A 25,347-nucleotide genomic window follows, 5' to 3' on the forward strand; every position below is an offset into this window, starting at 1 on the left:
GCCTGCAGCAGCGTCAGTCAGCGCGTTTCTCCATCGCCTCAAGCGCTATTGCGAGGCGCTGCTCCTCGCCATAGTAACGGGCGCGGTCCCAGAAATGCGGGCGACCGATGCCGGTCGATACATGCTCTCCCAGCAGCCGCCCATTCGCGTCCTCGCCTTTGATGTTGTAGAGGACGATGTCCTGCGTGATGATGACGTCGCCTTCCATTCCGATCACCTCGGTGATGTGAGTGATGCGGCGCGATCCGTCGCGCAGGCGTGCCGCCTGGATAATCACGTCGATGGAGCCGACGACGATTTCGCGCACGGTCTTCTGCGGCAGCGAAAAACCGCCCATTGCGATCATGGATTCGATACGATTCAGGCATTCGCGCGGGCTGTTCGAGTGGATCGTTCCCATCGAGCCGTCATGGCCGGTGTTCATCGCCTGCAGAAGGTCGAACACTTCGGGTCCGCGCACTTCGCCGACGATGATGCGCTCGGGCCGCATGCGCAGGCAGTTCTTGACCAGATCCCGCATCGTCACCTCGCCTTCCCCTTCGAGGTTGGGCGGGCGGGTTTCCAGACGGACAACATGCGGCTGCTGTAGTTGCAGTTCGGCCGAGTCCTCGCAGGTGATGACGCGTTCCTCGCGGTCGATGTAGTTGGTCAGGCAGTTGAGCAGTGTCGTCTTGCCCGAGCCGGTGCCGCCGGAGATGACGATGTTGCAGCGGACACGGCCGATGATCTTGAGAACCTCGGCTCCTTGCGGCGAGATGGCGCCGAACTTCACCAGCTGATCGAGCGTCAGCTTGTCCTTCTTGAATTTGCGGATGGTGAGCGCGGTGCCGTCGATGGCGAGCGGCGGCGCGATGACGTTGACGCGGGAGCCGTCGGGAAGACGCGCATCGCAGATCGGGCTGGATTCATCGACGCGGCGGCCAACCTGGCTGACGATGCGCTGGCAGATGTTGAGAAGCTGCTGGTTGTCACGAAAACGAATGCCGGTCTGTTCGACCTTGCCGTTGACTTCGATGTAGACGTTCTTGGAGCCGTTGACCATGATGTCGGCGATGTCGTCGCGGGCGAGCAATGGCTCGAGCGGCCCATAGCCAAGCACGTCGTTGCAGATATCCTCGAGCAGTTCTTCCTGTTCGGCGATCGACATCGCGAAATTCTTGATCGCGATGATGTCGTTGACGATGTCGCGGATTTCCTCGCGCGCGCTTTCGGGATCGAGCTTGGCGAGTTGCGACAGGTCGATCGTGTCGATCAGGGCGGCGAAGACCTGGCTCTTGGTGTCGTAGTAGGTTTCGCTCTTTTCGCGCGCCGCCCGCTTCGGCTCCGGAGCTATCGGCGGCGACTCGACCGCGCGGCGGGCCGGCGGTGCAACAGGAGCGCTCGACGCGGGTGCGGCCGCCGGCCTCGCAAGAACCGCCGTATCGGCCGAATCCGCGACGGCTGGCGCGGTCGGCGCCGGTGCCGGCTGGCGGAATTCCGGCTTGAACCGGTTGCCGTCGTCGCTGCCTCTCTTACCAAACATGATCGACTACCGATTCCACTGAAGAAGCATCATTTCTTGTTGCGCGAAAGCTTGCCGAGCAGATTTCCGAGACCCGCTTTTTTCTTCACCCGGATTTCGCTGCGGCCGGTCAGCACATGGGCAATTTCGTTGATCGTGGCGACAACCGGGTTCTTGGCGTCCATTTCACCAAGCATACGTCCGTTGTTAGCGGCATTGCCGAACAGCAGCGGGTCAAAGCCGATGATCGCCATCGCGGCCAGGCCGAGCGGCTCGGCGAAATCGGACGGGGAAATCTCCGGACGTTTGGGCACGCCGGCCTGATTGATGATGAGTTTGGGCGGCGAGTCGTTGGGACGAAGCCGTTTGAGCATGTCGACCAAATTCTTGGTATTGCGCAAATTGGCCAGTTCCGGCGTCGCCGTGATGACGATTTCATCGGCCTTGATCAGGGTGTTCTTGGTCCAACCCGTCCAGACATGGGGAACGTCGAGCACCAGGAGCGGCACGGTGCGCTGCGCGGTGTCGACAAGCTGCGTAAAGGCGTCGGGATCGAAATCATAGACGCGTTCGAGCGTCGAGGGCGCGGCGAGCAGCGAAAGGTGTTCGGCGCACTGGGTCAGCAGCCGGTCGAGATAGACTTCATCGATGCGCTCGGGCGAAAACACCGCTTCGGCGATGCCTTGCGCGGGATCCTGGTCGAAATTGATGTTGGCGGTGCCGAAAGCGAGGTCGAGGTCTGCGACGACCACCTCGGATTTGAACAGGGAGGACATCGCCCAAGCCACGTTATGGGCGATGGTGGAAGAGCCGACGCCACCCTTGGCGCCGACGAAGGCGATCGAGCGGCCGAGCGGCTCGGCTTCCGGATCGACAAAGATCGACGATATGACGCTGACGATGTCGGCCATCGACACCGGCGCGATGACATATTCGGAAATGCCGGAGCGGATGAGCTCGCGATAGAGGCCGACATCGTTGTAGTGGCCGATTACCACCACTTTGGAAGACGGGTCGCAATATTCCGAGAGCTGCGCGAGCTGTTCCAGCAGCTGTTTGGGTTCGCTGCGCGACTCCAGCAGGATCAGGTTCGGCGTCGGCGCCGACTGGTAGAATTCGATGGCCGTGGGGACGCCGCCCATATGGACCTTGAGATGGGCCTTGGTCATGCGGCGGTCCTCGCCGGCGCGCTCGACTGGATTGGCGACACCCTCGGTCTCGCAGAATGCCTGGATCGAGATGCGGGGAACCGGCCGCAGCGCCTGCATCGCGGCGATGTCCTGCGGCGAGGTCTCACCGCCGTCCACGGGGGTGTCATAGGCAAGGTTGCTCATGGTCATCTTTCCGTGACTTCTCTTTTCCTTAGGGCGCGGCTCAGTACGTCACTTCAGAATTGCCGAGGAACTCGTCCGAAATACCCCTGCTGCGGTAGACATCGATCACCGCGCCACGATTTTCCGCGTCGATGGTGGTCTGCTTGCGCGGCCCGATCAGGTCGGCCGGATTGGCCATCTGGGCGGCGAGATTGTTTTGATAGGAGCAGCCGAAATCGGCATAGTGTTTGTTCTCAGACGTCTCCAGCAGGTCATCTGGCCATCGTCCGCATTTGTCGGTCAGGGCCTTCACGGCGATATAGGCGACCCGGATCGGGGCGGATGTCTCGCTCGAGGCAGCCTGATAGGAGACGACCACGATCCGGTTGCGCTTGACGCCCGCGGCAATCGCGAGCCGGGCGAAATCGCGCGCTGCTGCGGCGGCGGCGACCTCGTTGGCCGAGCCGCTCGGAACCTGGATCGTCAGCGTCGGGGCAGCACTCTTGTCATAGCCGTCGAGGAAACCCAGGAGCGTATCGCGCTGCGAGCCGGTCATGCCGCGGTCACCTGCACCGACAGGTAGATCTATCTTTTGGTTCTTCTCGGCGATCACGATCGGATGGTTGGTGCGGTAGTCGTCTGGAATGGCGCCGACGGTGACACTGTCGCGCTGGGCGCAGCCGGCCAGCAATGCCGCCATCGCCACCGCCAGGGCAGGAATGGCGCGCCGGAGAATTCGCGAACGGCCGGAGCGCGTGGTCATGGCGATGGTCCTTGCCTGCAATGCTGACTGAGACATGTCCGCTTCCCCGTTCACTTGTAGATGAAGCCGACGACGCCGTGATAACGGCCGCTGGGCTTGTCCGTCTGCATTGTGCCGTAGACACGATTGACTCGGCCCAGGAACATACCGGCGCCATCGCTGGCGGCGTTGAAATTGTCGTCAGGTTTGGCGAGGTCGTTTCGTGCCACCGGTTTCACCAGATAGGGCGTGATGATGATCACCAGTTCGGTCTCGTTGCGCACGAAGTCTCTGCTTCGGAACAGTGTGCCGAGCACCGGGATCTTTGTCAGCCCGGGCAGGCCGGCGACAGCCTGCCTGACGTCATCGCGGACGAGGCCGGCGATCATCATAGAACCACCTGACGGCAATTCGACGGTCGTGTCGGCAAGTCTCTTGCGGATAGACAACAACGTGGTTCCGGGCAACCTGCCTGCAGCTTCCAGCGTGGTGGCGCCTTCGGCAGTAGGCTCCGACACGGACGTCCGGACCTTGAGGCTGATCCGACCGGCCGACAGCACAACCGGCTGAAACTCCAGGCCGATGCCGTATTCGAGTTTGTCGTTGGTGTATGTGACCTGCCCTGTCTTGTTCTCGTCTGAAACATTGTTCGTACGGCTGGTGATGAGATTGAACTCGCCACCGACCCTGAATGTCGCCTTCTCACCCGACACGGCGGTGAGGGTCGGCTCCGCCAGCGTCTTCATGACGCCACCTTGCTCCATTGCGTTTAGATACGCCTGAAGCGCCGAGGTGCCGATCGAAGCTCCCGAGAATTGCGACAGCGGTTTCCCAAGCCCGTATGCCGGGGTGCTCATCGCGTCATAGCTGATGCCGTTGCTACCGCCGCTGCCCACCATGTTGACGCCAAGCTGCTTCATCACGGAGCGGCTGACTTCGGCGACCGTCACCTTGAGCGTGACCTGGTCGTCGCCGATGATCTGCAAAAGATTGACGATTTTCGAGACGCGGCGTTCCTGGTCCGGATTGTTGATGTCGACACCACTCTGGGCCGAGCCGCCGGCCGCGGTCTGCGAATATTGTCCCGTCGTCGCTTCACCGCCCGAGACGAAGATCGTCGCCAGGTCGACGGCGCGTTTGGCGTCCAGCGGCGTGTCGACGGTTCCCGTCAGGACGACGTTGTCGTTCAGCAGTTCGACCTTGATGGACGATGTCGGGATGAAGCGCTTGATATAATCCTCCAGGCCTGCGACGTCGCGTTCGACGGCCAGATCGAGGCTGACGATCTGTTCGCCATTCGGCCCGAACACAAAGATGTTGGTCTCGCCAACCGCCTTGCCGAACAGGTAGATGCGCCTCGCGGTGCGGGTCACCGCATCGGCGACGGTCGGATTGGCGACAAGAATGTCGTAGGCATCACTCGGCAGGTCGATGACCACCGACTTGTTGAGGCCGAGCTTGACGCGCTGGGTGGCCGCCGAAGCCGAAACCTGTGCACTCTTGGCCTCGACAACGCTCTGCACGTTTGTCCCAACGAGCAGCAGGCCGAAAGCCGCTGCCATGATCGCCGGCAGTTTACCGCTTAGCCTCATTTCCTTGCCCCCACTTCGGAAACTTCGCCCGACTTGATCAGCCTGACCGTTCCCTTGCGGCCATTGCCGGAAACGAGATAGTCGGCCTCATCCAAATTCTTTTCCTGGGTGTCCGTGATCGCGCGCAGCGCGAGCGTCAGGCGATCCGCCATCTGCTGGGCGACGGTGATGATCTCCGCCTGCTTGGGCGTCAGTTCCAGCGTGGCGGTCTGGCCCACCCTGGTCTTCTTGCCTTCCTCGTCCTCCTGGATGGTCTGGTCGATCGCCAGGACGCGGATGTTCTTGAGGATGGTTTCGGTGTTGAAGCCGGAGCCGCCGCTGTTGGCATCGGCCCGGCGGGTCATAATGACGTCGACGAAATCATTCGGAAGGATGAAGCCGCCGGCAGAGGTGTCGGCCGATATCGTCGTGGCGACCGCCCGCATGCCGGAGGGCAGGATCGACGACATGAAGCTTTGCCCCTCGCCGATCAGCTTGGAACGCCGCACCGGCTCGCCCGCGTACATCGGCACACGGGCTATGGACCCCTTCAGTTTCTCCAGGGCGTCGGGAGCAGTGGCCTTGGTGATGAAATTGGCGTTGATGCCGTCGGCCGGCCAGGATTGCCAGGCAATGTTGTTCTCGAGCTGGCTGCCCATGGTGACATCACCCGACAGGACAAGCACGTCCTGCAATGCCACGGCGGGAGCCGCTGGACCGGACTCGACGATCTGCGGTGGCGGCGCGGCGACCATGTTCTTCGCGACATAGCCAGCACCACCCGCCGCGGCGACCGCCACGCTCAGAATAATCAATCGGGATGCTGGCATCTGTCCGAACCCTCGCCTTGGCAAACCACCTAGCCAGGCCGGACTTTGCAGCGGCAATCGTCAAAACAAGGTTAATGTAATGCTTACGATCGTGATTAATTTAAGGTTTACATAAATTAGCTGTATTGCGCAGCCACGGACAAACAGCCAGCCCCGCTCCGCGGAGCCAGCCGCAACACAGCCAAGGAATGATCGGTAAGGTCAGGCCGCCAGCCTGGCCAGCGCCCAGACCATCAGGGGCGAATCCGGGTAGGTCAGCAATCCGCCCAAACCGAGCGCGATGCCGTAGGGAACCCCGGTCGTCTCGTCCGCGAAGTGACGCAGGAACGGATTGCGGCCGGTAAAAACCGCAAGCGGCGACTTCCGGTAGACGAGAATGGCAAGCGTCAGCAAGCCGCCTATGAAGGTCGAGACCACGAGATACTCGACGAGCTGGATGTTGAGTCCCATCCACACGGCGGTCGCGGCCAGCAGCTTGGCATCACCGCCGCCCATGCCGCCCATTGCAAAGAGGCCGAACGTTGCGGCAAGAACCAGCGCGCCGGCGGCGAAATGCCAGCCATAGGCCGCCCATTCCATGCCGGTCAGCGGCGCAACCAGCGCGAAGACGACGACGAGCAGCACCGGCACGCGATTGGCGATCGTCATCGACAGCATGTCGGAGATCGCGGCGAACAGCATGCAGAACGGGAAGACGACGAAGATCAGGGCTTCAAGCATCGGCGCTATGCCTATTATCGGATTAAGCCGCACTCAATCTAAGCATGTTCGATTAACGATTGATGAGGCCCAGGGCAAAAAGACATTGAATAGAACAAGGGCCGCCAGGTGGCGGCCCTTGTCCAGAACGCAATCCGAGCGCTCAATATACTTGACGTCGTTCAGGGCGTCGGGACGTTGTTCAGGGACGTTCCGATAGCTTCGAACTTGGCGTTGATGGCGTTGCCAAGCGCGCCGGCGCCGACGATGATGGCGAGCGCGATGAGGGCGGCGATCAGACCATATTCGATAGCGGTCGCGCCGGATTCGTCCTTTACGAAACGTGCAATGAGATTAGACATTCGAGAGCTCCTACTCCACGTGTTACAGCACTTCCGTCAACTTCTGTGATGGTTGATCGGATGCTGCCAATCTAGGGAGAAGCTCTTTCGATCGACTTAATAAACAGCCTTACCGATTCCTTTCCCGGTTGGAACATATTGCGTGGTTAACTATGGGCTAAGCGCCGGCCGAGGCGCAATTCCCAGGCAAGCAGCCGCAAAAGAAACAGCTCCGCGGCGCGTATGACGATCGCGGCATATGGCGCCCGGGCCTGCTTAACCGTTGGTTCACCAATCTCGTTCATGTTCCGTTGAACAGTCCGCCCGCCTGGAGCGCGTCAATGGCCGAGCCGAAATCGTCGATCCTGATTGCCGTGCTTCTTGCCGCCGTGAGCTTTGTCATGCCCGCCAGGGCCGACACCGGCATCGAGGTCACCATGAACCAGGCCAAGATCGTCAAACTGTCGCGCCCCGCCGACACGATCGTGGTCGGCAACCCGGCAATCGCCGACGCGTCCGTGCAGGACGCCTCGACGATCGTGCTGACTGGCAAGGGCTTCGGCGTCACCAACCTCGTCGTCCTCGACCAGGATGGCAGCCCGATCATCGATGAACAGATCACCGTCGTGCGGCAGGCGGCCTCGTCGGTGCGCATCTACCGGCGCGCTGAAGTTCAGACCATGTCCTGCACGCCCTATTGCGAAAGCTCCTACAAGAGCGAAGCCGAAAAATCCTCAGAAGCCGAGATGAGCGTCAGCCGGTAGGCACGCGGTCCAGGTTAGCGGGTGGTTAAGGCGCCCGCGGCGACTTTAACGATCATTCAAACCGGACTTCAACTGGTTTGCACTAGTACACCTGCCGAGACCGTCTGGGGATGGGCAGGATCAGAGCATGAGCATCGAATTCGTCTCGACAACCGACCGCAAGGCAAGACGGGCACGGCTTTTCGCACGCTTCGCCGGCGACCGCCGCGGCAGTACGGCACTGGAATTCGCGCTGCTCGCATTGCCGTTCGCGGTTCTTGTCTTCGCCATCCTGGAAAGCTGCATCTCATTTGCCGGCCAGGAAGTTATGGCCAACATCACCGACGACATCGCGCGCAAATTGCGCACCGGGCAGTTGAGACCGGCCGACGTCGCCGGGGACAAGTTGAAGACCATGATCTGCGACAAACTGAAGATCATCGTCTCGCAGGATTGCCCAAATCAGCTGGACGTGGACCTTCGCGCATATACCACGTTCGCCGACGCGGCCACGGCCAGCTTCAAGATCGAGAATGGCGAGATCATCTTGATGCAAGGCGCCAACTCGCAGCCCTTCGCGACCACGCCGGGCCTGGCAGAATCGAAGAACATGCTGCGGGTCTTCTACAAATGGCCCGTCATGACCGATCTTCTGGCTCAGTCGATGGGCGGTAACAAGACACTGCATTTTGCATCGGTGACCTGGCAGAACGAGCCATTCGACAACTGAGTTCGCGGCGAAAGCAAAGCCAAGAAAAAGGGACGGGCATGATGCGTGCGGGGGCACATCCAGAAATTGCAGGACGCTGGGGGAAGTGGGTCGGTTTCATACGCGATCGCCGCGGCATCGCGGCGGTCGAGTTCGCTCTCATCGTGCCAATCCTGCTGATCATGTATTTCATCACCATGGAGGCTTCGCAGGCCATCGAGACCAGCAAGAAGGTCAGCCGCATCGGCAGCATGGTCGCGGATCTGGTCACGCAGCAACCGACCATCGTCAAGGCGGATCTGGATGCCATCATGAAGATCGGCACCTCCACCTTGCAGCCGTACAATCGCTCGAAGCCGGATATCACCATCACGGCAATACAGGTCACAACCGACACGCCGCCCAGGGTGAACGTGGTGTGGTCGCGCAAGGTGGTCAATGGTGCTTACAGTATCGGCACCGCCCTGCCCGCAACCACTACGGTTCCGGCAACGCTCAGGGTCGCAGGCACCTTTCTCATTCGTGTCGAAAGCAAACTTGGTTACAAACCGATCATCACCTGGTCCGCAGACAGCTCACAGACGGCCGGATTGACGACGGTCTTCAACCACATATCGATGGGCGAGACCTATTATCTGCGTCCGCGCAGGAGCCTGACGATACCCTGCGGCGACTGCTGACGACCCCTATCGCCGCACGCCACCATCCGACACCAGACGCACGATGGCGTGCGCCATCTCGTAATCCTTGGGAACCACGGTGGCGAAACCGCCGGAATGCCTCGATTCCAGCAGGTCGTAGATGTCGGGCGTCGTCGATTTGAGATTGGTCAGGAAAACCGCCAACCGGCGCTTGGCTTCCGGGTCGAGATCGCTACGCACCGCGTGAGGACCGTATCTCAGCAAACCCGACGTCCATACGACTTGAAGGGCGGTCGCCGAAAGCCCGGCGGCTTCGAGCCTTGCCTGCGTGCCCGATAGTCTTGGCTCGCCGTCGGCCGCCGCCGTCGCCCAGCCGAACAAGGCATCGGCCTGGCCATCGACCAGCATTCCTTCCGCGGCCGAGGCGGAACCGGCGTGAACCAGAAACGATGCGTCCTCTGCGATCTTGACGTGCTCGGCAGCCAGTCCGGCCAATGGCAAAAGAGAACCAATGCTGTCCGCCGGCGGCATGGCGATCCGGTGGGTTTCCATCGCGGCCAGGCTGGGCACCTTGCCATCCTTCGTCAGCAGCACGGCGCGGATGCCGACCGCGCCATCGGAATCGACCGGTGCCACAAGCGGTTCGACGCACTCGCAGCGTCTTGACGCCGTTGCATAGGCGGTCGCCGAGTAGACGGCATATTCGATGCGAGCATTGGCCTGCGCATCGATCAGCGCGGCATAGTCACGGGCAACGACGAACTCCACCTTCATGCCCAGCGCGTTGGTAAAGGCCTCGGTCAACCGCGCCAGGCCTGGAACGGTGTTGGCGGCGCCGGGTTCGGCGACGATGCCGATGCGAAACGTGCCGATATCGTCACGCCAGTCGGCGTGCGCCGAGCCGGACCAGACCGCGCCTTGCGCGATCATGAGAGCGGCGCATGTCTTCAGGGCAGCTTTCATGGGAGACCCGGTCCTGCGATCCGTCAATGAATTGGTTCCGGACTATCGCGCCGAGCGGTTGCCGTTTGGTTTCCGAATTGCCAATGCCGCCGTGGAACCCTATGTCTGGGTGCTCAAACCGGCAACAATGACCTCATGGCGCGTGCTTTCCTCTTCGTCCTGGATTCCTTCGGCATAGGCGGCGCCGCCGACGCCGAACGCTACGGAGATGCCGGTGCCAACACCTTCGCCCATATCACCGAGGCCTGTGCGGAAGGCCGCGCCGATCGCGAAGGACTTCGCCAGGGGCCGTTGTTTGTTCCCAACATGGCGTCGCTCGGACTTGGCAAGGCTGCCGAGACCGCGACGGGGCTGGGCTTTGCCGCTTTCGGGACGGATCTCGTCGACAATGCCTTCCACGGTGCCGCCCAGGAGGTTTCGAGCGGCAAGGACACGCCATCCGGTCATTGGGAGATAGCCGGCCTGCCGGTGCGTTTCGACTGGGGTTATTTTCCCGACACGATCCCAGCCTTTCCCGCCGAACTGACCGAGGCGATCATCCGCGAGGGCAAGGTGCCGGGCATTCTCGGCAACTGCCATGCGCCTGGTACCGAGATCATCGAACGGTTCGGCGAGGAGCACATCCGCACGGGCAAGCCGATCTGCTACACCTCGGTGGACTCAGTCCTGCAAGTCGCCGCGCACGAGGTCCATTTCGGACTGGAGCGGCTCTACGAATTCTGCAAGGTGGTGCGTCGCCTGGTTGATCCGTTGAGGATCGGAAGGGTGATCGCGCGACCGTTCGTCGGCGAGACGGCAGCCACTTTCGAGCGGACCTACAACCGACACGACTACGCCGTGCCGCCACCCGAGCCGACATTGCTCGACCGGCTGACGGCGCGTGGCAGCCGCGTCATCGCCGTGGGCAAGATCGGCGACATCTTTGCCCATCGGGGGATTTCGGAAGTGCGCAAGGCCGCGGGCAACATGGCCATGTTCGACCAGGCGCTTGATGCAATGGATGCGGCCCGCGACGGCGATCTCGTCTTCGCCAATTTCGTCGATTTCGACACCGAGTTCGGCCATCGCCGCGATGTTGCAGGTTATGCCGCCGCGCTCGAGGCCTTCGACCGGCGACTGCCGGAAGCATTCGCGAGATTGCGACAGGGCGATCTGCTGATCCTGACGGCCGACCACGGCAACGACCCGACCTGGCGCGGTACCGACCACACACGCGAACGCATTCCGGTGATCGGCATCGGACCAGGTCTGACGGGCGGCGACATCGGGCTGAGAACGACATTCTGCGACATTGGTGAAACCGTGGCCGAACATCTCGGGTTGGCGCACGGCCGCTACGGCACTTCCTTTTACCCGGATATGGGCGGCCATGCCTGAATTGCCCGAGGTCGAGACGGTCCGGCGCGGGCTGGAGCCGGTTCTGGAGGGTGCCCGCATCATCCGCGCCGAGGCACGCCGGCCGGACCTGCGTTTTCCATTCCCCGAAAAATTCGCCGAGCGGCTGACCGGCAAGACGATCACGGCGCTCGGACGCCGAGCCAAATATCTGACGATGGATCTCGAAGGCGGTCCCGCCCTGATCTGCCATCTCGGCATGTCGGGCTCGTTTCGCATCGAGACGGCCGACGCTGCCGAAATGCCCGGCGTGTTCCATCACGAGCGGTCGAAGAGTTCGACGCACGACCATGTCATCTTCGACGTCGCCTCTCGGGACGGCACCCGCTCGCGCGTGGTTTTCAACGATCCGCGTCGCTTCGGCTTCATGCTGTTTTGCGAAGGGCCGCCGGACACCCATCCGATGCTGGCGGGGCTCGGCGTCGAACCCACCGGCAATGCGCTTGACGGAGTGCTGCTGGCCTCACTGCTGAAGGGCCGGAAATCGCCGCTGAAGGCCGCTCTTCTCGACCAGAGATTGATAGCCGGGCTCGGCAACATCTATGTCTCGGAGGCGCTATGGCGCGCCGGGCTGTCGCCGCTGCGCGAGGCGGGCACGATAGCCAAAGCCGGCAAGAAAGCGGGTGAGCAAAGCCGGGGGCTTGCCGTGGCGGTCCGCTCGGTCATCGCAGATGCCATTGCGGCCGGCGGATCGTCGCTGCGCGACTACATGCAGACCGACGGTTCGCTGGGCTATTTCCAGCACTCCTTCGCGGTGTATGACCGGGAGGGCGAACCCTGCTCCAAGCCTGGCTGCGGCGGCCATATCGAGCGCATCACGCAGAGCGGCCGCTCGACCTTCTATTGCCGGACCTGTCAGCGGTGAGCTAGATCGATCTTCAATTGCCTGGAAGAGGAGCCGAAGCCATGGCCTATGAAACGATCGTCGTTGAAACCAGGGGCAAGGTCGGGCTGATCACCTTGAACCGGCCGAAGGCGCTCAATGCGCTGAATTCCCAGGTCATGGCGGAATTGGTGGCCGCGGTAAACGTGTTCGGGGCAGATGACGGCATCGGCGCGATGGTCGTCACTGGTTCCGAGAAGGCCTTCGCCGCAGGCGCCGATATCAAGGAAATGCTGTCGATTTCCTACGTCGATGCCTACATCAAGGACTTTTTCGTCGGCTGGGAAGAGTTGACCCGGGCGCGCAAGCCGATCATCGCGGCGGTGGCGGGCTATGCGCTGGGCGGCGGCTGCGAACTGGCGATGATGTGCGACTTCATCATCGCCGCCGACACGGCAAAATTCGGCCAGCCCGAAATCACGCTCGGCGTCATTCCCGGCATGGGCGGCTCACAACGCCTGACCCGGTTCGTCGGCAAGTCGAAGGCGATGGACATGTGCCTGACCGGGCGGATGATGGATGCCGCGGAGGCCGAGCGTTCCGGGCTGGTCTCGCGCGTCGTGCCTGCCGGCGAGCTTGTCGAGGAGGCCGTCAAGGCGGCGGCCAAGATCGCCGATTTTTCGCTGCCGTCGGTGATGATGGCAAAGGAAGCCGTCAACCGAGCCTATGAAACGACGCTCGCCGAGGGGCTGCGGTTCGAACGTCGACTGTTCCATTCGCTGTTTGCGCTCGACGACCAGAAGGAAGGCATGGCGGCCTTCGCCGAGAAGCGCAAGCCGAATTTCACCAATCGCTGACAGCGCACCTCCGGGGCGCGAAATGCTTCGGCGTGGCTGAAAAAATGCTCCGGCGCGACGACAGCCAAAAAGAACGCCAGCCAGCGTTGACGCGCCGGGAAAGCTGAACTATAAGCCGCACCAACCGAGGCGGCCCTGTGGCTGCCCGTTTGTTTTTTGTGCCCTGCGGCATGCCGCATGCGCCGACCAGATCAGAAGAGAGGCATCATGGCCAATACATCCTCGGCCAAAAAGGCAACGCGCAAGATCGTCCGCCGCGCGGCGATCAATAAAAACCGTCGCTCGCGCGTCCGCACTTATGTGCGCCAGGTCGAGGAGGCGCTCGCCTCCGGCGACAAGGCCGCCGCGCAGGCGGCGTTCAAGGCCGCCGAGCCGGAATTGATGCGTGCCGCGACAAAGGGCGTGATCCACAAGAACACCGCGGCCCGCAAGGTTTCACGGCTGGCCCAGCGCCTCAAGGTGCTGTCGGCCTGACGTCCCTTTCCGGACTGATCTTCTGAGAACCCGGCCGATAGTGCCGGGTTTTTTCGTTTGCCGGCAAGCACTTAAAAAGAATACTCGGAAACGGCGTCGAAAGCGGAGTTTGCGGTCCGAAATGCTTTGCCGGCATATGCGTGCCGGCTGATGGTCCAGATACTTGAAAAGTGTCGGCTAAAAAATTCTCCCTCCGCAGAAATAATCAATATTTCCCAGCTAGTTACAGATAGTCATCCACACGTTGTCCACAGCGCGGCGAAGCGCCAGGAGAACAACTGGCTGTCAAGCGATTTATTTCACAAAATTTCGCGCCAGCCCGGCTTTTTCATATTCGCCGGAAAAGGGTTTGAATCACAATGGCTTTGTCAAACTATAGTGCTGCCGCATGGCGCTTCGGCGCGCCGGACCTAACCAGATTCCTTAAAAATCCGTTAGACGTGGCCTTGCCCTATCCACAGCGATTTCGGTAATGTCGGTCCATCGAAAGGGATGGGCCGGGTGGCCCTGACCCAGCCTGAATGGGCCAGCTTAAATTGGCGGGGTTTGTGGCGCGGATCAAGTCCGCGGACAGGTTTGGTTTGCTCTTTTTCGATACGGTAGGGGACTGGCGTAACTATACATGGCAGGTCGACAGCGCCGGCGATTTTCGCCGGACGGTGTTGCATTGCCCTGACATACCCAACACGGACTGGCTTCCATGGGCCGGCACCGGTTCCCTGGACAATGGGCGACGTTCATCTGCCGGCGGCGGCAGCGGGCGTCGTAGCAAAGCGCAGTCGCTGGAACACGGATGCAGGAGGCGCATCCCCGGCGGAAAAACAGGTACAGAGACAAGGAACTCGATCATGCAGAGCGGCGTCGAAAGGGAGCTTACCAATGACATCCCATTTTCAGGAAATCTGATCGGAGCTGATGAGATGGCGGCTTCCAGCGACGCGGAACAGAAGTTCGACCGGGTCAAGGCCCAGTTGAAGGCGCGGTTGGGAACCGAAGTCTATTCGAGCTGGTTCGGGCGCATGAAGGTCGCGGAGGCTTCAAAGGGCATCGTTCGCATTTCGGTGCCCACTGCCTTCCTGCGCTCGTGGATCAACGGCCATTATCTCGACCTTATCTGCGAGCTTTGGAAGCACGAGGATCCCGAGATCCTCAAGATCGAGATCATCGTGCGCACAGCCACCCGCCAGGGGCGCAGCCATGCCGAACCGGAATTGGCGCCGGCGCGCAAGATGACGCGACAAACGCAGACGGCGCTGGCCGCCGGCACCGTAAGCCCCGGCAGGCTGGAGCGGGCTCCGGCGCCGCGCCCGGGCATGCCGGCCGAGAGCGAGTTCCGCCACAATGTGCTGGGATCGCCGCTCGATCCGCGTTACACGTTCGCCTCTTTCATCGAAGGGCCGTCGAACCGGGTGGCCTTCGCCGCGGCCAAGGCCGTGGCGGAATCGCAGTCGAGCGCGGTGCGCTTCAACCCGCTCTTCCTTCATGCGACGGTCGGCCTCGGCAAGACCCATTTGTTGCAGGCTATCGCCGCGGAATCGCTGAAGCAGAACCCGAAATCGCGCGTCGTCTACCTGACGGCGGAATATTTCATGTGGCGCTTCGCCACCGCGATCCGCGACAACAATGCCTTGACGCTCAAGGAACAGCTTCGCGATATCGACCTGCTCATCATCGACGACATGCAATTCCTGCAGGGCAAGTCGATCCAGCACGAATTCTGCCATCTGATCAACATGCTGCTCGACAGCGCCAAGCAGGTCGTCGTCGCCGCCGACCGGCCCCCGTCTGAACTGGAATCCCTCGAACCGCGGGTCCGCTCGCGCCTCAATGGCGGCGTCGCGCTCGAAATGTCGGCCCCCGATTTCGCCATGCGCCTGGGCATGCTCAAGCTGCGCCTCGCCACCGCCAGGCACGACGACGCTTCCCTCGACATCTCCGACGAGATCCTCAATCACGTCGCCCGCACGGTGACCGGCAGCGGCCGCGAACTGGAAGGCGCCTTCAATCAACTCCTGTTCCGCCAGTCTTTCGAGCCGCAGATCACCATCGATCGCATCGACGAGATCCTCGGCCATATCTACCGCACCGGCGAGCCGAAGCGGGTCCGTATCGAGGATATTCAGCGCATCGTCGCGCGGCACTACAATGTGTCGAAGACCGAGTTGCTGTCCAACAGGCGCACGCGCACCATCGTCAAGCCGAGGCAGGTCGCCATGTATCTGTCCAAGGTGATGACGCCGCGCTCGCTGCCCGAGATCGGGCGGCGCTTCGGCGGCCGCGATCACACAACGGTGCTGCACGCAGTGCGCAAGATCGAGGATCTTTCCGGCGGCGACAACACGCTGGCGCAGGAACTGGAACTGTTGAGACGGTTGATCAACGACCAGGCCTGAGCCGTTCGAAAACGCCTGGCGGCGTGCTTCGCCGCCTTTATCCCCAGAAAGCCCGCGTAGCCGGCCCGAACCGGTCGCGCGGGCTTGCGTTTGCTGGTTTTTTCCTGTCAGTTTACGCAGATTCTGAAGCCTGTTCAGACCTTTCGCGGGACGCCGCCAGCCGGAGACCCGCTCATTCATTCAAGCGAGCCTGGTTCGTCATGCGTGTTATCCTGGAACGGTCAAATCTCCTGAAGTCGCTCAACCACGTCCACCGCGTGGTCGAGCGGCGCAACACCATACCGATCCTGTCCAACGTGCTGCTCAGCGCCGAAGGCGCCAGCCTGGAAATGAAGGCCACCGACCTCGACCTGGAGGTGACGGAAGCGACGCCGGCCAAGGTCGAGCGGGGTGGCGCGACAACGGTTCCGGCGCATCTGCTCTACGACATCGTGCGCAAGCTTTCCGACGGTGCCGAGGTGATGCTGAAGACGGACGAGGACGGCAACGCCATGACGGTGACCTCCGGCCGCTCGAGCTTCCGACTGCAATGCCTGCCGCAATCGGACTTCCCCGAGCTTTCGGCCGGATCCTTCTCGCATATCTTCCGGCTCGACTCGGTCGCGCTCAAGGGGCTGATCGAGAAGACCCAGTTCGCCATCTCCACCGAGGAGACGCGCTATTATCTCAACGGCATCTATCTTCACACACATGAGGTCGGCGGCAAGCTGAAGCTGCGCTCGGTGGCGACCGACGGCCATCGCCTGGCGCGCGCCGAGATCGACGCGCCGGCGGGTTCCGAAGGCATGCCAGGCATCATCATACCGCGCAAGACGGTCAGCGAATTGCAGAAGCTGGTCGATGATCCCGACGTGGCGGTCACCACCGAACTGTCGGACACCAAGATCCGCTTCACCATCGGCAGCGTCATCCTGACTTCCAAGCTGATCGACGGCACCTTCCCCGATTATCAGCGGGTCATTCCCACCGGCAACGACAAGAAGCTGATCATCGACCGCCAGAGCTTCGCGGCCGCCGTCGACCGCGTCTCGACCATCTCCTCCGAACGCGGGCGCGCGGTGAAGCTTTCGATCAGTGAGGGCCAGGTGACGCTTGCGGTCAACAATCCGGATTCGGGCAGCGCCACCGAGGAGTTGGCCGCCGACTATTCAGCCGACCCGATCGAGATCGGCTTCAACGCCAAGTACCTGCTCGACGTTGCCGCACAATTGACCGGTTCAGAGGCCCGGTTCATGTTGGCCGACGCCGGTTCGCCAACGCTGATCCACGACATGGCCGATGAAACCGCGCTTTATGTGCTGATGCCGATGCGGGTGTAGAGCAGTAGCGGTTGCCGGCACAAACCCATATAAGTAAGCTTACACTTACCAATTTCCGCAACTATGCGGCGCTGTCGGTCGAGCTTGAGCCGGGCGCGGTGGTGTTTTCCGGTGACAATGGCGCTGGCAAAACCAATCTGCTGGAAGCGATTTCCCTGTTGACGCCGGGCCGCGGCCTGCGCCGCGCGCCTTACGCGGACGTCGCGCGTGAGGGCGGTGACGGCGGCTTTGCGCTGCACGCACGGCTCGACGGACCTGACGGCCAAGTCGAGATAGGGACGGGCATTTCGGGTGGCGACAGTCTTGGCGAGGGCGGCAGACGGGTGCGCATCAACGGCGCCACGGCGCGATCCGCCGAGGACATGCTGGAATGGCTGCGCGTCGTGTGGCTGACGCCGGCCATGGATGCTCTGTTCACCGGACCGGCCGCGGACCGCCGGCGCTTTCTCGACCGGCTGGTGCTGGCGATCGATCCAGGCCACGGACAGCGCGCCCTCGACTATGAAAAGGCGATGCGCGGCCGGAACCGGTTGCTGACGGAAGGTTCGCGGGATTTGAGCTGGTTCGAGGCGATCGAGATGCAGATGGCCGAGACGGGCGTGGCGATCGCCGCGGCGCGCGCCGAAATGGTGCGCCTTCTGGCCGCCATGATCGACAGGCTGCCCGACAGCGGCCCGTTTCCGCAGGCCGATATCGGCCTGTCGGGCGATCTGGAAGCCGAGATCGCCACCATGCCGGCTGTCGACGTCGAGGAGCGGTTCCGCCGCACGCTCGCCGGGGGCCGCGACCGCGACCGCGCCGCCGGGCGCACGCTCGAGGGCCCGCACCGCTCCGATCTCGTGGTCCGGCACCGACCCAAGGCGATGCCGGCGGAGCTGTGTTCGACCGGCGAACAGAAAGCCTTGCTTGTCGGCATTGTCCTGTCGCATGCCAGATTGACCGGCGAGATGTCCGGCTTGACGCCAATCCTGCTGCTCGACGAGATCGCGGCACATCTCGATGGTGGCCGGCGTGCGGCGCTGTTCTCGATCCTGGAGGAATTGAACTGCCAGGCTTTCATGACGGGAACCGATGCTGCGCTGTTTTCCAGCCTGGCGGGCCGGGCGCAGTTCCTGATCGTGGATCACGGCACGGTCGCGCCGATGGCTGTGTGAGCACCTGACAAGGTTTTTCTCCCGCTATATGATCGAGCCATGATCGCCACCGCCCTCACCGACGAAGAACTCGAACGCTATGCCCGCCACATCGTGCTGCCCGAAATTGGCGGCGCCGGCCAGCAGCGCCTGAAGCGAGCGCGGGTGCTGGTCATCGGCGCCGGCGGATTGGGCGCACCAGTGCTTGAATATCTTGCCGCAGCCGGCGTCGGCACGCTCGGCGTGATCGACGACGACACGGTTTCGCTCTCCAACCTGCAGCGGCAGGTGATTCACGGCACGAACACTGTCGGCATGCTGAAAACCCACAGCGCCAAGGCGGCAATTGCCCGCATCAATCCCAACACCGCTGTCGAAATCCACACATTGCGCCTGACCGCGGACAATGCCCAAGCCCTCGTCGCCCGTTACGACGTGGTCGTCGACGGGTCCGACAATTTCGAGACGCGCTATGTCGTGGCCGATGCCTGCGCGGCGGAGGGAAAGCCGCTGGTGCACGCCGCCGTGGGCCGTTTCGATGGCTCCGTGACCGTGCTGATGCCGTTCCAAGCCGATAGGGACGGCACCTCCAACCCCGGCTACCGCGACCTCTTCCCGGAGGCCCCACCGCCGGGTCTGGTACCGTCCTGTGCCGAGGCCGGGGTGCTTGGCGTGCTGACTGGGGTCATCGGCACGTTGCAGGCGATGGAAGCCATCAAGCTGATCACCGGCATTGGCGAGCCGCTGATCGGACGACTGCTGCTCTATGACGCGCTGGCCGCGCGTTTCGAGACCATCCGCTACAAGAGACGAAACTGACGTTGACGCGCACTGCCAATATCGTCATCACCCGGATTCCGGCCGATTTCGACCGCTGGAACGAAGTGCTCGCCCTGATCCTGCGCGCTTTCGCCTTCATGGACGGCATCATCGACCCGCCGTCCTCGGCGCACCTGCTCACCGCGGAAACCTTGCGCGACAAAGCCCGCCGCGAGACCGGCATGCTGGCGCTCAGCGGCAACAGGATCGTCGGCTGCATCTTCGCCCTGGAACGAACCGACCACCTCTATGTCGGCAAGCTCGCCGTCACGCCGGACTGTCAGGGCCAGGGCATCGGCAGGTTGTTGATGCAAGCCGTCCAGGATTTTGCCCGCAGCCGCGGCAAGGCCGCAATCGAGCTGCAGACGCGAATCGAGCTGGCTGGGAACCAGGCAGCCTTTGCCCGGCTCGGTTTTCGCGAGACCGTGAGAACGGCGCATGAAGGTTATGCGCGACCGACTTCGGTCACCATGCGCAAGACTGTTTCGTAAGTTTCCACTTACATTATGTTGCGAAGCCGCTCAGGTCCTGAGCGGCAGCACGCGATCCGGCGGGCGGTGGCCGTCGACGAAGGCGCGGATGTTGATGATCACCTTCTCGCCCATGTCGATGCGGCCCTCGAGCGTCGCCGACCCCATATGCGGCAAAAGCACGACCTTGCCCTTGGTCGCGAGCTTGAGCAGTTTTCCGTTCAATGCGGGCTCGTGCTCGTAGACGTCGAGTCCGGCGCCGGCGATCCTGCCATCCTGAATCAGCTTGACCAGCGCCTCCTCGTCGATGATGTCACCGCGCGCGGTGTTGACGATATAGGCGGTGGGCTGGAGCAGCGCCAGCCGCCGCGCCGAAAGCAGATGGAAGGTCGCCGGCGTCGAGGGGCAGTTGACCGAGATGATGTCCATGCGGGCCAGCATCTGATCGAGGCTTTCCCAATAGGTCGCCTCCAGCCCGTCCTCGACCGCCTGCAGCACGCGATGGCGGTTGTGATAGTGGATGGAGAGGCCGAAGGCCTTGGCACGCCTGGCAACGGCGGTGCCGATACGCCCCATGCCGACAATACCGAGCCGTTTGCCCCAGATGCGCCGGCCAAGCATCCATGTCGGCGACCAGCCAGCCCATTTCTTGTCGCCGGTGAGTACATTGGCGCCCTCCGCCAGCCGGCGCGGCACCGCCAGCATCAGCGCCATCGTCATGTCGGCCGTATCCTCGGTCAGCACGTTGGGCGTGTTGGTTACGGTGATGCCTTTCTTGGCCGCGGCCGCCACGTCGATCTTGTCGACGCCATTGCCGAAATTGGCGATCAGCTTGAGGTTTTCGCCGGCCTGGGCGATCAATGCCGCGTCGATGCGGTCGGTCACCGTCGGCACCAGCACGTCGGCCTCCTTGACCGCCGCGACCAGTTCCGGTTGCGTCATCGGCCTGTCCTCGACGTTCAGCCTTGCGTCGAACAGCTCGCGCATGCGGGTCTCGACAGGGTCGGGCAGTTTTCGCGTGATGACCACGAGAGGCTTCTTTTTGCCTGCCATTGTTTCCCTCGTTGAGACCTCTTTAACCAAGACCGGCGAAACTGGAAGCCGGTCGCGGTAGCCGATTTACCCATGTACCAAGCGGTGCCGCCGAAGACAAAGAAAAAGGGGCGCCGGGGCCGGCAGGCCAGCGCCGAAAGGAACGAAAGTGTCTGGTTTCGCGTCGCTTCGCCTGACCCTCAGCGCAGCATTTCTCGGCGCTCTGCTCTATTCACCCCAACTGTGCGCGCAAGGTGCAGCAGCCCCCGCCCAGAGCGTCGTCACGCTCGGGCCGAGCGGCCTGCCGCTGCCACGATTCGTCAGCCTGAAATCCGGCCGCGTCAATTCGCGTGTCGGGCCGGGCGCCAACTACTCGGTCGACTGGATGTATCTGAAGGCAGGCCTGCCGATGGAGATCATTCAGGAATTCGACACATGGCGCCGCGTGCGCGACGCCGACGGTTCGGAAGGTTGGATCAACCAGTCGCTGCTTTCGGGCCGGCGCACGGCGATCGTGGCGCCGTGGCAGCGCGGCAAGGGCGCCCAGATCAATCTCCTCAGGCGCCCCGAAAAGGACGCCAGCGTGGTGGCGATCGTCGAGCCGGGCGTCATGGGCACGATCAAATCCTGCGACGGCCAGTGGTGCGAAATGACGCTCGATGGCCACACCGGCTGGCTCGCCCAATCCGTCGTCTGGGGCGCCTATCCCGGCGAACGGGTCAAGGACTGATTTTTGGCCTTGCCGCGACTCGTTTGAACCGCAGGCCGGACCGTTTAGCGGCCGATGCGGCCGAGATGGGTATCCTGAAAGCTGCTCGACAGCTTCAAGCCGTAACCCAGCGCGCGATCGATAGCGATGTGGGCGATCCAGATCAATGCAACCGCTAGAGCGGCTGCATTGCCGAACAGGCTGCCGGCAAGCACCAAAAACACCGGTGGGACCAAGATGTGGAAGGCATTGTAGCAGGCGGCGCCGACGCGCGGCCCGGCGAGATAGCCGAACATGGACAGATCAGGCGCCAGGATCAACAAGGCGAACAACCGCCAGGACGCACCGGCGAGTGCATAAAAGACGATAGCGGACACCGCGACAGCGGCCCATTCCAGCCGGACAGCCAGATCGAGGGGTTTCATTCCCGGCCGTTCATACGTGCCTGGCCGTGCATACGTGCCCGGCCGTGCATACGTGCCTGACCGTCGGTCATTCGGCGCGTTTGGGGCGCAGTCTCACCACGATGTCGACATTGGCGATCTCCATCCCCTCGGGTGGTTCCGGTAGGTTGGTGACGGTGACCGGACCATTGGCGATGTCGAAAATCCGGTTTTCGCCTTCGATATAGAAATGGTGATGATCGGAGGTGTTGGTGTCGAAATAGGTTTTGGCGCCCTCGACAGCCAGAATGCGCAGGAGTCCCGCCTGGGTGAATTGGTGAAGGGCGTTGTAGACGGTGGCCAGCGACACCGGCACGCCGGCGGCGACGGCCTCCTCGTGCAGTTCCTCGGCCGACAGATGGCGGTCGCCCTTGGCGAAAAGCAGGTCGGCAAGCGCAATGCGCTGCCGTGTCGGCCTCAGGCCGGCTTCACGAACCCGCTTGTCCACAGCGACATTTTCCTTCCGGCAGCCCCGGTCCATCTGGTCGTCCAAGCTCACAGTTCCGCCTCAAGACACGTCCAGAATGGCAAAAAAATGGATGTCTGCCGAAACCGGACCCCTTTCGACATATATTCTGTCGTCCGGATGCGATCAATAGCGCGCATTGACCCGGCAAGACTGGCGGGTTAAGCGCAAACGCCGGTTTCCGGCCTGAAACAGATTGTGTTAGGACACCAACGACAAGGGCGCGCCAGCGCCCGGGACATATGGGAACGAGATTGATGGCGGGTTCGAAATCCAGCTACGACTACGAAGAATTGCTGGCCTGCGCCCGCGGCGAGCTGTTCGGACCGGGCAATGCCCAGTTGCCCTACCCGCCGATGCTGATGTTTGACCGCATCACCGAGATCAGCGAAACGGGCGGGGCTTTCGACAAGGGCTTCATCCGCGCCGAATTCGACATCAAGCCGGACCTGTGGTTCTTTGCCTGCCATTTCATCGGCAATCCCATCATGCCTGGATGCCTGGGCCTCGATGCCCTGTGGCAGCTGACGGGTTTCTATCTCGGCTGGCTGGGCGAACCCGGCAAAGGCATGGCGCTGTCGACCGGCGAGGTCAAGTTCAAGGGAATGGTCACGCCCTCGGTTAAAAAGGTCGAGTATGGCGTGGAATTCAAACGTGTGATGCGTGGCCGGCTGGTGCTGGGCATCGCCGATGGTTGGCTAAAGGCGGACGGCGAACCCATATACGCGGCAACGGACCTGAAAGTCGGTCTGTCCAAGCAGTCGGCGGTCGCTTGACCGTCGCCCTGGCCGACTTCGTGGCCAGCATTCCTGGAAGGAGTTGCGAATGAGACGTGTCGTAGTCACAGGCCTCGGCATCGTGTCGTCGATCGGCAACAATGCCAACGAGGTGCAAGCCTCGCTGCATGACGCCAAATCCGGCATCAGCTTCTCCGACTCCTTCGCCGAGCACGGCTTCCGCTGTCAGGTCTGGGGCGCGCCGACGCTCGATCCCAGCGCCATGATCGATCGCCGCGCGATGCGCTTCCTGAGCCAGGGAGCGGCCTGGAACCATGTCGCCATGGACCAGGCGATCGCCGATGCCGGCCTTGGCGAGAGCGACATCACCAATGAGCGCACCGGCATCGTCATGGGCTCGGGCGGGCCTTCCACCCGCACCATCGTCGAGGCGGCCGAAACCACGCTCAAGAATGGCAGCCCCAAGCGCATCGGCCCATTCGCGGTGCCGAAGGCGATGTCGTCGACCGCGTCGGCGACGCTGGCCACCTGGTTCAAGATCCACGGCGTCAACTATTCGATCTCGTCGGCCTGTTCGACCTCGGCGCATTGCATCGGCAATGGCTACGAACTGATCCAGTGGGGCAAGCAGGACATGGTGTTCGCCGGCGGCCACGAAGATCTCGACTGGACGATGTCGGACCTGTTCGATGCCATGGGCGCCATGTCGTCGAAGTACAATGACAGGGCATCTGCCGCTTCCCGCGCCTATGACGTCGATCGCGACGGCTTCGTCATCGCCGGCGGCGCCGGCGTGCTGGTGCTCGAGGAACTGGAGCATGCCAAGGCGCGCGGCGCCAAGATCTATGCAGAGATCGTCGGCTACGGCGCCACCTCGGACGGCTTCGACATGGTTGCGCCCTCGGGCGAAGGCGCGGTCCGCTGCATGCGGCAGGCGCTGGCGACCGTCACCACCCCGGTCGACTACATCAACACCCATGGCACCTCGACGCCGGTGGGGGATTCCCGCGAAATGGGCGCGATCCGCGAGGTGTTCGGCGAGAAGATGCCCTTCATCACCTCGACCAAATCGCTGACGGGCCATTCGCTGGGCGCGGCCGGCGTGCAGGAATCCATCTATTCGATCCTGATGATGCAAGGCGGTTTCATCGGCGAAAGCGCCCATATCGAGACTCTCGACCCCGAATTCGAGGGTATGCCGGTGGTGCGAAAGCGCATCGACAACGCCAGGATCGACACCGTTTTGTCCAATTCCTTCGGCTTTGGTGGCACCAACGCAACGCTGGTTTTCCAGCGCTATTCCGCATAAGGCCACGTTTTTTCCACGAGGATTGGCGATCATGGACGGATTGATGAAGGGCAAGCGCGGGCTTGTCATGGGCGTCGCCAACGATCATTCGATCGCCTGGGGCATCGCCCGGAAACTGTCCGAACATGGGGCCGAACTTGCCTTCACCTACCAGGGTGACGCCTTCGGCCGCCGGGTCAAGCCGCTCGCCGACAAGCTCGGCGCGGCGCTGGTGGTTCCCTGCGATGTCGAGGACAGCGCCTCGGTCCGCGCCACCTTCGAGACCTTGGGCAAGGCCTGGGGCGGGCTCGACTTCGTGGTCCATGCCATCGGCTTTTCGGACAAGAATGAGCTCAAGGGCCTCTACGCCGACACCAGCCGCGACAATTTCATCCGCACCATGGTCATCTCCTGCTATTCCTTCACCGAGGTCGCGCGCCACGCCGCGGCCCTGATGCAGGATGGCGGATCGATGATCACCCTGACCTATGCCGGTTCGGTGCGCGTCATGCCGAACTATAACGTCATGGGCGTCGCCAAGGCCGGCCTCGAGGCCAGCGTGCGCTATCTCGCCAACGATTACGGCCCGCGCGGCATCAGGGTGAACGGCATATCGGCCGGACCGGTGCGAACGCTTGCCGGCGCCGGGATTTCCGATGCGCGCCACATGTTCTCTTACCAGCAGCGCAATTCTCCGCTGCGCCGCACCGTGACCATCGACGAGGTCGGCGGCTCGGCACTCTACCTCCTGTCCGACCTCGCTTCCGGCGTCACCGGCGAAATCCACTATGTCGATTCCGGCTATCATATCGTTTCCATGCCGACGCTCGAGGAGCTGAAGCAGACGGATCGCGCGAGCGAATAGGCCATTACGCGAAATAGTCTTTTCTCCTGCGAAGAAATAATTCCCTTCCAATAAAATTGGATGCATTCGCG

Annotated in this window: 27 protein-coding genes; 16 read left to right on the top strand and 11 right to left on the bottom strand. The window is 62.3% G+C overall.

The window, feature by feature from the left end:
• Positions 1–13: 13 nt before the first annotated feature.
• The 7 genes from FJ942_RS08665 to FJ942_RS08695 form a co-directional block, all read right to left on the bottom strand.
• Positions 14–1,522, bottom strand: a complete 1,509-nt coding sequence (locus tag FJ942_RS08665; RefSeq protein WP_140560882.1) for a CpaF family protein — start codon at positions 1,520–1,522, stop codon at positions 14–16.
• Positions 1,523–1,551: 29 nt separating this feature from the next.
• Positions 1,552–2,841 carry a CpaE family protein gene (locus tag FJ942_RS08670; RefSeq protein ID WP_140513212.1) on the bottom strand — a complete coding sequence of 430 codons (1,290 nt, stop codon included), beginning with the start codon at positions 2,839–2,841 and terminating at the stop codon, positions 1,552–1,554.
• 34 nt (positions 2,842–2,875) lie between these two features.
• Complete coding sequence (locus FJ942_RS08675; RefSeq protein ID WP_140685033.1) at positions 2,876–3,613, bottom strand: CpaD family pilus assembly protein; 738 nt, start codon at positions 3,611–3,613, stop codon at positions 2,876–2,878.
• A gap of 14 nt (positions 3,614–3,627) precedes the next feature.
• Complete coding sequence (locus FJ942_RS08680; RefSeq protein ID WP_140496723.1) at positions 3,628–5,148, bottom strand: type II and III secretion system protein family protein; 1,521 nt, start codon at positions 5,146–5,148, stop codon at positions 3,628–3,630.
• Positions 5,145–5,957 (bottom strand): Flp pilus assembly protein CpaB, encoded by an 813-nt coding sequence (gene cpaB / locus FJ942_RS08685; RefSeq protein WP_140513206.1) that lies wholly within the window; start codon positions 5,955–5,957, stop codon positions 5,145–5,147. Before cpaB ends, FJ942_RS08680 begins: the two co-directional genes overlap by 4 nt.
• A gap of 201 nt (positions 5,958–6,158) precedes the next feature.
• Positions 6,159–6,677 (bottom strand): prepilin peptidase, encoded by a 519-nt coding sequence (locus FJ942_RS08690; protein ID WP_140513204.1) that lies wholly within the window; start codon positions 6,675–6,677, stop codon positions 6,159–6,161.
• A gap of 161 nt (positions 6,678–6,838) precedes the next feature.
• Entirely contained in the window at positions 6,839–7,018 is a 180-nt protein-coding gene (locus tag FJ942_RS08695) for a Flp family type IVb pilin (protein WP_140496730.1), read from the bottom strand.
• A 320-nt stretch (positions 7,019–7,338) separates the two neighbouring features.
• Between FJ942_RS08695 and FJ942_RS08700 the strand changes: the two genes are divergently transcribed.
• From FJ942_RS08700 to FJ942_RS08710, 3 genes are all read left to right on the top strand, one after another.
• The gene (locus FJ942_RS08700) at positions 7,339–7,761 is read left to right on the top strand and encodes a pilus assembly protein N-terminal domain-containing protein (RefSeq protein ID WP_140496732.1); all 423 of its coding nucleotides are present in this window, start codon (positions 7,339–7,341) and stop codon (positions 7,759–7,761) included.
• A 127-nt stretch (positions 7,762–7,888) separates the two neighbouring features.
• Entirely contained in the window at positions 7,889–8,470 is a 582-nt protein-coding gene (locus FJ942_RS08705; RefSeq protein ID WP_140897490.1) for a TadE/TadG family type IV pilus assembly protein, read from the top strand.
• A 38-nt stretch (positions 8,471–8,508) separates the two neighbouring features.
• Entirely contained in the window at positions 8,509–9,129 is a 621-nt protein-coding gene (locus tag FJ942_RS08710; protein WP_140624819.1) for a TadE/TadG family type IV pilus assembly protein, read from the top strand.
• Positions 9,130–9,135: 6 nt separating this feature from the next.
• Here the strand turns inward: FJ942_RS08710 and FJ942_RS08715 are convergent, their stop codons facing one another.
• The gene (locus FJ942_RS08715) at positions 9,136–10,053 is read right to left on the bottom strand and encodes a PhnD/SsuA/transferrin family substrate-binding protein (protein ID WP_140557605.1); all 918 of its coding nucleotides are present in this window, start codon (positions 10,051–10,053) and stop codon (positions 9,136–9,138) included.
• 135 nt (positions 10,054–10,188) lie between these two features.
• On the opposite strand from FJ942_RS08715, the gene FJ942_RS08720 reads away from it, so the two are divergent.
• The 9 genes from FJ942_RS08720 (at position 10,189) to FJ942_RS08760 (ending at position 19,757) form a co-directional block, all read left to right on the top strand.
• A complete protein-coding gene (locus FJ942_RS08720; protein WP_140728874.1) occupies positions 10,189–11,430 on the top strand; it encodes a phosphopentomutase in 1,242 nt (413 codons plus the stop codon).
• Positions 11,423–12,313 carry a bifunctional DNA-formamidopyrimidine glycosylase/DNA-(apurinic or apyrimidinic site) lyase gene (gene mutM / locus FJ942_RS08725; protein WP_140496743.1) on the top strand — a complete coding sequence of 297 codons (891 nt, stop codon included), beginning with the start codon at positions 11,423–11,425 and terminating at the stop codon, positions 12,311–12,313. The genes FJ942_RS08720 and mutM overlap by 8 nt, the downstream gene beginning before the upstream one ends.
• Positions 12,314–12,354: 41 nt before the next feature.
• Complete coding sequence (locus FJ942_RS08730) at positions 12,355–13,128, top strand: enoyl-CoA hydratase (protein ID WP_140564841.1); 774 nt, start codon at positions 12,355–12,357, stop codon at positions 13,126–13,128.
• A 207-nt stretch (positions 13,129–13,335) separates the two neighbouring features.
• Positions 13,336–13,602, top strand: coding sequence for a 30S ribosomal protein S20 (gene rpsT / locus FJ942_RS08735; RefSeq protein WP_140496747.1), 267 nt, complete (start codon positions 13,336–13,338; stop codon positions 13,600–13,602).
• Between the two features lie 848 nt (positions 13,603–14,450).
• The gene (dnaA, locus tag FJ942_RS08740) at positions 14,451–15,995 is read left to right on the top strand and encodes a chromosomal replication initiator protein DnaA (RefSeq protein ID WP_140496749.1); all 1,545 of its coding nucleotides are present in this window, start codon (positions 14,451–14,453) and stop codon (positions 15,993–15,995) included.
• Between the two features lie 200 nt (positions 15,996–16,195).
• Positions 16,196–17,314 (top strand): DNA polymerase III subunit beta, encoded by a 1,119-nt coding sequence (gene dnaN, locus FJ942_RS08745; RefSeq protein ID WP_140496751.1) that lies wholly within the window; start codon positions 16,196–16,198, stop codon positions 17,312–17,314.
• Positions 17,315–17,325: 11 nt separating this feature from the next.
• Positions 17,326–18,468 carry a DNA replication/repair protein RecF gene (recF, locus tag FJ942_RS08750; protein WP_140685037.1) on the top strand — a complete coding sequence of 381 codons (1,143 nt, stop codon included), beginning with the start codon at positions 17,326–17,328 and terminating at the stop codon, positions 18,466–18,468.
• Positions 18,469–18,507: 39 nt separating this feature from the next.
• Entirely contained in the window at positions 18,508–19,266 is a 759-nt protein-coding gene (locus tag FJ942_RS08755) for a molybdopterin-synthase adenylyltransferase MoeB (RefSeq protein ID WP_140496755.1), read from the top strand.
• Positions 19,267–19,268: 2 nt separating this feature from the next.
• Complete coding sequence (locus FJ942_RS08760) at positions 19,269–19,757, top strand: GNAT family N-acetyltransferase (protein ID WP_140496757.1); 489 nt, start codon at positions 19,269–19,271, stop codon at positions 19,755–19,757.
• A gap of 30 nt (positions 19,758–19,787) precedes the next feature.
• Here the strand turns inward: FJ942_RS08760 and FJ942_RS08765 are convergent, their stop codons facing one another.
• Positions 19,788–20,789 (bottom strand): D-glycerate dehydrogenase, encoded by a 1,002-nt coding sequence (locus tag FJ942_RS08765; protein WP_140496760.1) that lies wholly within the window; start codon positions 20,787–20,789, stop codon positions 19,788–19,790.
• A gap of 148 nt (positions 20,790–20,937) precedes the next feature.
• Between FJ942_RS08765 and FJ942_RS08770 the strand changes: the two genes are divergently transcribed.
• Entirely contained in the window at positions 20,938–21,498 is a 561-nt protein-coding gene (locus FJ942_RS08770) for an SH3 domain-containing protein (protein ID WP_140649397.1), read from the top strand.
• Between the two features lie 44 nt (positions 21,499–21,542).
• Here the strand turns inward: FJ942_RS08770 and FJ942_RS08775 are convergent, their stop codons facing one another.
• A complete protein-coding gene (locus FJ942_RS08775; RefSeq protein WP_140496764.1) occupies positions 21,543–21,902 on the bottom strand; it encodes a DUF4260 domain-containing protein in 360 nt (119 codons plus the stop codon).
• Between the two features lie 67 nt (positions 21,903–21,969).
• Positions 21,970–22,401 (bottom strand): iron response transcriptional regulator IrrA, encoded by a 432-nt coding sequence (gene irrA / locus FJ942_RS08780; RefSeq protein WP_181165297.1) that lies wholly within the window; start codon positions 22,399–22,401, stop codon positions 21,970–21,972.
• 242 nt (positions 22,402–22,643) lie between these two features.
• Here irrA and fabA point away from each other — a divergent pair, with 242 nt between their 5' ends.
• Genes fabA through fabI form a run of 3 tightly spaced genes read left to right on the top strand, consistent with a single transcriptional unit; the run spans position 22,644 to position 25,276 of the window.
• Positions 22,644–23,162 (top strand): 3-hydroxyacyl-[acyl-carrier-protein] dehydratase FabA, encoded by a 519-nt coding sequence (fabA, locus tag FJ942_RS08785; protein ID WP_140496768.1) that lies wholly within the window; start codon positions 22,644–22,646, stop codon positions 23,160–23,162.
• Positions 23,163–23,211: 49 nt separating this feature from the next.
• Complete coding sequence (gene fabB / locus FJ942_RS08790; protein WP_140496770.1) at positions 23,212–24,432, top strand: beta-ketoacyl-ACP synthase I; 1,221 nt, start codon at positions 23,212–23,214, stop codon at positions 24,430–24,432.
• 31 nt (positions 24,433–24,463) lie between these two features.
• Positions 24,464–25,276 (top strand): enoyl-ACP reductase FabI, encoded by an 813-nt coding sequence (gene fabI / locus FJ942_RS08795; protein ID WP_140496772.1) that lies wholly within the window; start codon positions 24,464–24,466, stop codon positions 25,274–25,276.
• Positions 25,277–25,347 lie beyond the last annotated feature (71 nt).

The sequence above is a fragment of the Mesorhizobium sp. B2-4-2 genome, from assembly GCF_006442845.1.
Lineage (GTDB): Bacteria > Pseudomonadota > Alphaproteobacteria > Rhizobiales > Rhizobiaceae > Mesorhizobium.